General features: G+C 38.2%; 6 protein-coding genes and 2 pseudogenes. 4 read left to right on the top strand and 4 right to left on the bottom strand.

The window, feature by feature from the left end:
• A pseudogene (locus tag CD122_RS12165) lies at positions 1-242 on the top strand (hypothetical protein); the annotation flags it as partial.
• Between the two features lie 115 nt (positions 243-357).
• The gene (locus tag CD122_RS10680) at positions 358-1,065 is read left to right on the top strand and encodes a CPBP family intramembrane glutamic endopeptidase (protein WP_103358944.1); all 708 of its coding nucleotides are present in this window, start codon (positions 358-360) and stop codon (positions 1,063-1,065) included.
• Positions 1,066-1,129: 64 nt separating this feature from the next.
• On the opposite strand, the gene mdh is transcribed toward CD122_RS10680, so the two are convergent.
• The 4 genes and pseudogenes from mdh to CD122_RS10660 form a co-directional block, all read right to left on the bottom strand.
• Complete coding sequence (gene mdh, locus CD122_RS10675; RefSeq protein WP_103358943.1) at positions 1,130-2,068, bottom strand: malate dehydrogenase; 939 nt, start codon at positions 2,066-2,068, stop codon at positions 1,130-1,132.
• Between the two features lie 143 nt (positions 2,069-2,211).
• Positions 2,212-2,493 (bottom strand): hypothetical protein, encoded by a 282-nt coding sequence (locus CD122_RS10670; RefSeq protein ID WP_103358942.1) that lies wholly within the window; start codon positions 2,491-2,493, stop codon positions 2,212-2,214.
• A 38-nt stretch (positions 2,494-2,531) separates the two neighbouring features.
• Positions 2,532-3,475: pseudogene (locus CD122_RS10665) on the bottom strand (aldo/keto reductase).
• A gap of 77 nt (positions 3,476-3,552) precedes the next feature.
• Positions 3,553-4,476 carry a CobW family GTP-binding protein gene (locus CD122_RS10660; protein ID WP_240624161.1) on the bottom strand — a complete coding sequence of 308 codons (924 nt, stop codon included), beginning with the start codon at positions 4,474-4,476 and terminating at the stop codon, positions 3,553-3,555.
• A gap of 225 nt (positions 4,477-4,701) precedes the next feature.
• On the opposite strand from CD122_RS10660, the gene CD122_RS10655 reads away from it, so the two are divergent.
• The gene (locus tag CD122_RS10655) at positions 4,702-5,148 is read left to right on the top strand and encodes a MarR family winged helix-turn-helix transcriptional regulator (RefSeq protein ID WP_103358941.1); all 447 of its coding nucleotides are present in this window, start codon (positions 4,702-4,704) and stop codon (positions 5,146-5,148) included.
• A gap of 186 nt (positions 5,149-5,334) precedes the next feature.
• Positions 5,335-6,186 (top strand): undecaprenyl-diphosphate phosphatase, encoded by an 852-nt coding sequence (locus CD122_RS10650; protein ID WP_103358940.1) that lies wholly within the window; start codon positions 5,335-5,337, stop codon positions 6,184-6,186.
• Positions 6,187-6,201: the final 15 nt, after the last annotated feature.

The following is a 6,201-nucleotide window of genomic DNA, read 5'->3' as shown; positions in this document are numbered from 1 at the left end:
ATTTTAAATATAGCTCTAAAATTATCGGGGATAACGTCATAAAATTAAATAAAAAAGATGCACAAACTAAAAGTCATGCAGATGTTTCGAGAAACACAAAATTTGAACAGCTCATGTTAATAAATCAGATGTTATCAAATAAAAATCCTGTTGCAACATTGTTCTATTTGAAGGGGTTAAAAAAGAAAATACTTTATGTTCTTGGTATGATTTATACACACAAGTCATTGCATAAGTTTTAATAATCAATATGATAAAGTGATATCAATCCAGTATGCACGTGTATATTTTAGCGCGAAACATACAATTATGGTTTAATAGTTTATAAAGATATAACGATTACTTGGAGGTACATACATGTTTCATACATCCCGAAAAGTTGCCTGGCTCGATTTATGTATTATTCCCATTTATGTGTTAGGTCAATTAATTTTGCCTATTACCTTATTCACTGCCTTTACACTTTTACATATTGATATCCCTGGTGCGGTTACGATTATGTTAAGCAGTGTCATAACAGCACTACTGATTATTTTATTCGTGAGCGTGTCACATCGTCATCGTTTTTGGTCAAAGTTTCGTTGTCACATGAGTGACTTACGACGACACGGTAAGCTCATTGCAATGACATATATAGGCTATTTAGTCACAAACTTTATTTTTCTAACAATCATGTCACATCTTCCTGAAAAATGGCAATTCAAAGAAACAGGGAATCAAGATGCGCTCAAAATTTTCTTTGAACAGACGCAATGGTTACCGATTATGTTTATAGGCATTGTGATCGCAGCACCCATTATGGAAGAGTTATTATTCCGCCATCTTTTAATCGGTGAGCTCGGTAAAAAGTTCGGTATTCGCTTTATGAGTGTTCTATCAGTGATACTTTTTGCCCTCTTACATATGCAAGCCGCACAGATGCCATTAGAAATTGTCCCATACCTTTTATTGGGCACGATGTTCGTTGTTACGTATGTTAAGAGCAACGGTAATATTGCCGTCTCCATTGCGACACATATGTTTAATAACTTAGTCGCATTCTTTGCTGTTTTGCTTCAAATGTAGGCGCGTACGTGAAAAGACCAACAGTAATATCCGTAAAAATGATATTGCTGTTGGTCTTCTTTTATTATGCGTGACGCAATGATGCTTTCACTCTCGCAACAGATGCTGCTGAATGAGACAATTGCGCACGTTCATCTTCATTCAATGCGACTTCAACGATACGTTCGACACCATTTGCACCGAGTATTGTTGGTACGCCAATGTACAAGTCGTTCAAGCCGAATTGTCCTGTACAATATGCAATGGCTGGGATGAGTCGTTTCTGATCAAATAGAATGGCTTCAATCATTTCATATATTGCTGCTGACGGTGCATAGTACGCTGAACCATCACCAAGTAACTTGACGATCTCTGCCCCGCCGTTACGTGTACGTTCAACAATTGCATCAATTTTTTCTTGTGACATTAATTCAGTTAATGGCACACCATTCACTTGACTATGACGCACTAACGGTACCATTGTATCGCCATGTCCACCTAATACAAGTCCTGTCACATCATTAACAGCCACATCTAATGCTTCTGCGATAAATGTACTGAAACGCGCTGTGTCTAGTACGCCTGACTGACCAATTACGCGTGAACTTGGGAATCCAGATGCTTTGTATACTGTATACGTCATCGCATCAACTGGATTTGTTAATACAATAATTGTACAGTTTGGCGAGTAGCGGACAATCTTTTTCGTCACATCTACCATAATTTCCTCATTTGTTTGAACGAGGTCATCACGACTCATACCTGGTTGACGCGGAATACCTGCTGTAATGACAACGATATCTGAGTCTTTTGTATCGGCATAGTCAACGGTTGACGACACATGTGTATCAAATCCTAAAATTGAACCACTTTGTAAAATATCTAATGCTTTCCCTTTCATCGGTTGTTCATTTTTGTCACGATCAACCAGTAAGACATCTGCAATCCCCTGCGTTGCAATAATAAATGCTAATGTGGCACCCGTATGTCCTGAACCAATGATCGATATTTTTTTACGTTTCATAAAAGATTCCCCCTTCGCTATCTTCAACTTCATTATAACACTGTCTTTTATGATATTTAACCAAAAATTGTAACCGCTTACAGATATGCTAATAAAAAAGCATGCAAGTCCTAAATCAGAGACCTACATGCCCTATCTACTATCTAATGTGGTGCAAAAAGCATATTTACAAAGAAGGCAAACGCAGCAATCATACACGCTGATAAAAACAACAAATAGAGTGTTTCCTTGCCATACTTGAATAAAAACGCAACGAACATTGCGAGAATATTATAAATCATAAATACACCAAACAATGTTACGAGCCAAATTGTTTGTGGGGCGAACATCACTACGAGTGCCACAATCACACCAAAAATTAAATACGGTAATGCAACAACATAAAGTCTAAAACGATTGCGTTGTTGATATTCTTTCTCCGTCATAAGCACTGCCTCTTTCCATTAACATAATCATTCATCTCTTATGGTATATCATATCCTTGTGCTGCTGTATAGATGTCGAACCATTCTTGATCGTGTAGTTGTACGTCCAAACCTGCAAGCGCGGCGTCAATACGCTCTAATCGTTGTGTCCCTAAGATTGGCATAATCGTCGCCGGATGTTTCGTCAACCAAGCAACAACGACCGCTTCTACAGTTGTATCATGTGCTTTTGCCACGCGTTGTAATACAGGCATCACACGTTGTGCCGTCGCATCGTTTTTATCGTACAAGCGACCACCGGCAAATGGTCCCCACGCCATAATTTTCACTTTATCTTTGTACATATCATCTAACGTACCATCATGAAATGACTGCAACATATATGGCGATACTTCAAGTTGATTGACTGCAACATATATGGCGATACTTCAAGTTGATTGACTGCAATATGGAAACGATCGTCCTTCAGGCATTCATTCAACAATTCATATTGTGAACGTCTAAAGTTAGAGACACCAAATGAACGTACTTTTCCTTCATCTACCAATGATTTCAACGCATCTGTAATTTGGCAAGGCTTCATCAATGGCGACGGTCGATGAATCAATAACGTATCGACATAGTCTACTTGAAGCTGTTGCAATGAGCGCTCAACTGAACGTTTGATATGCGCTTCACTTAAATCATAACGATGCCCTTTATGATCTGGATAAATTTCATTCGGTAAGACAATGCCGCATTTCGTCACAAGTTGAATTCGATCACGCAATTCTGGAGATAAGGCGAGCGCCTCTCCAAAACGTTGCTCCACGGTATACTTACCATAAATATCCGCATGATCCATCGTTGTAATCCCTCGTTCAACAAGCTCATGTAAAAAACGATTCATTTCCTGTGCCGTCATTCCCCATTCATGTGCACGAAAAAAACCATGTATCAAGTTAGAATACGACACGTGCTGATTAATTTTAATATTTTTCATCGTTATCACCCCAACAATTAAATTTCTTAACTAAATTGTAGCGAAATGGTACGCAGAATGCACCTCCCGTACGCGCATTAACCAAATTGTAACAGTTCAAGCTTGTTTTTGAGTGCCGGTTTATCCAGTCGTTCACCGATCATTACAAGCGTCGTCGGCAATTGGACATCTCCTACACTCTCCAAGGATGGCAAGCCCCCTGCATATTGTAATAAGAATGTTTCATTCGGCACGTCTCGAAATTGGATATACCCTTTCATTCTTAACATTTGGTCAGGCACATTTAAAATAAATTGGATGAACTGGTCACGTGAAATTGGATGCGTGAAATGATAACTCAACGTATCATAATGTGCGTGTGGATGTGCACTTGTAATAGGTTGTTTCATTACATCTACAACGCCTTGTTGCACGATTGCTTGTTCATTCCCATACTCCGCCAAAACAATTGTGCTATGCGGTGCTAACTCAGACACACGTTGTACCAACACATCTCGCATTGCTGTTGTTTCGAGTAAATCAACTTTATTTAACACCACTTGTTGACTCGCACGTATTTGGTCAGCCATCAATCCACGTGTTGCTTCCGATAACGTGTCTTGTTGCAAAAATCGAACACTATCGACAATCGCAATGGATAATGGACGTGCAAACAAATGTGCAATCAGTGGATCTTGGCATGCTGCTAACATCTCGATTGGGTTTGCGACACCTGTTGCTTCTATAATAATGTGTGTCACACCTTGTTGTGCTAATTGTTGCAACTGGACAACCAAATCATCTTGCAAGTCACAACAAATACACCCTTGCAGCATCGAAATAGACAATGCAGTTTTATCTAAAATATGCCCGTCTACATCAAAGTCCCCGAATTCATTAATAATCATTGCAGGCTTTTTATTTTCCTTCAATATTTTGTTCATATATTGATTTAAAAATGTAGTTTTCCCACTTCCCAAAAAGCCAGTCACTATGGTAATTTCTATTTTTTTATTCTCCACAAATATCCCTCGCTTAAAAAATTTTATAAATCTGTTATAATATATTTGTTATTTTAGACTTTTAGCTTGCTAAAGTACGCACTATCTTCTAAAATGACCGCATGCTATAATTTACCATAGCATAATTTTAGCACTAATGATTTAAAAACTACTCACTATCATGAGCGGACCAAGATCCGTTGAAAGAGAGAGAAAACGGATAAACTGTCTGGAGGAGAATGATAAATGTCCAACAATCCTACAAAGGAATTAGTATGCTTTAACCTATACAATGCACAAAGACAAGTGAATCGTTATTATTCCAATAAGATTTTCAAGCAGCACAATATAACGTATCCACAATATTTAGTCCTAAGAATTTTATGGGATGAGTCGCCTGTAAATGTCAAAAAGGTCGTTACGAATTTGGCCCTTGATACAGGAACTGTCTCCCCTTTGCTCAAACGAATGGAGCATATGGACTTGATTAGACGTGAGCGTTCAGAAGTAGATCAACGTGAAGTTTTCGTTTATCTTACTGAAAAAAGTAAAGCAATGGAATCAACTTTTTGTGATGCTTCGATGACTGTAGCAAAGGCTTCCTCCTTAACGCTCGATGAAATTTACGAATTAAACCACTTACTTGAAAAAGTTATTAGTGGGTTTACTGATGCTAACAGTAAAAATCAATAATTCTTTCATTACGATAGCTTGCTGATTTAGCGACTGACATCATAATTAATATATGCGCACATGGAATACATTTCTATGTGCGCATATTTCATACTTTGGTCTGAATATTTTAGCTACAACAGACAAGGAACATTGTGGTATGCTATGATGTGCAGTGATATTAAATAGAATGAAGAGGATTTTTTTATGCTATTTTTTGAACTTATTAAAGCACTCATCTTAGGTATTGTTGAAGGTCTTACAGAATTTGCACCTGTATCTTCAACAGGTCATATGATTTTAGTAGACGACATGTGGTTGAAGTCAACTGAATTTTTAGGTAAAGAGTCTGCTTTTACATTTAAGGTGGTTATCCAACTAGGCTCTGTATTTGCTGCCGCTTGGATCTTCCGTCACAAATACTATGAAATGCTACATATCGGCAAGTATGCACCGAAACATCAAGAAGGTCGTCGCGCACAACCGCGTCGCCTAAAGTTAACACACATCTTAGTCGGGATGATTCCTGCAGGTGTACTTGGCTTATTATTCGATGATGTCATTGAAAAGTACCTGTTCAGCCTACCAACTGTGCTGATCGGTTTATTCTTAGGTGCTGTATACATGATTATTGCTGACAAATACAGTCGCAATGTCCGTAATCCTGTCAATGTAGACGAGATTTCATATTTCCAAGCATTCGTTATTGGTCTCTCACAAGCTGTTGCCATGTGGCCTGGCTTTTCTCGTTCAGGTTCAACAATTTCAACAGGGGTATTGATGAAGTTAGACCATAAGTCTGCATCGGATTTTACATTCATTATGGCAGTCCCTGTTATGTTAGCAGCGAGCGGCTTATCAATCGTTAAGCATTACAACTACATTGACTTGTCGCACATTCCGTTCTACATCGTCGGTTTCTTAGCAGCATTCGTCGTTGGCTTTATTTCAATCAAATTATTCTTACGTTTGATTCAAAATGTAAAGTTATTACCATTTGCGATTTATCGTATTATTCTCGTAGTCGTGATCGCAGTCGTATACTATGTCATTCTTTAATATGTGAATGAACAG

Origin of the sequence: Staphylococcus rostri, from assembly GCF_002902145.1 — a bacterium.
Classification (GTDB): domain Bacteria; phylum Bacillota; class Bacilli; order Staphylococcales; family Staphylococcaceae; genus Staphylococcus; species Staphylococcus rostri.
Note: the sequence above shows the minus strand (reverse complement) of the source record. Positions and strands in the feature narration are given on the sequence as shown.

Coding starts and splice junctions, on each gene's coding strand:
- CD122_RS10655 (WP_103358941.1), top strand. CDS start 4,702: ATGTCCAACAATCCTACAAAGGAATTAGTATGCTTTAACCTATACAAT.
- CD122_RS10670 (WP_103358942.1), bottom strand. CDS start 2,493: ATGACGGAGAAAGAATATCAACAACGCAATCGTTTTAGACTTTATGTT.
- mdh (WP_103358943.1), bottom strand. CDS start 2,068: ATGAAACGTAAAAAAATATCGATCATTGGTTCAGGACATACGGGTGCC.
- CD122_RS10680 (WP_103358944.1), top strand. CDS start 358: ATGTTTCATACATCCCGAAAAGTTGCCTGGCTCGATTTATGTATTATT.
- CD122_RS10650 (WP_103358940.1), top strand. CDS start 5,335: ATGCTATTTTTTGAACTTATTAAAGCACTCATCTTAGGTATTGTTGAA.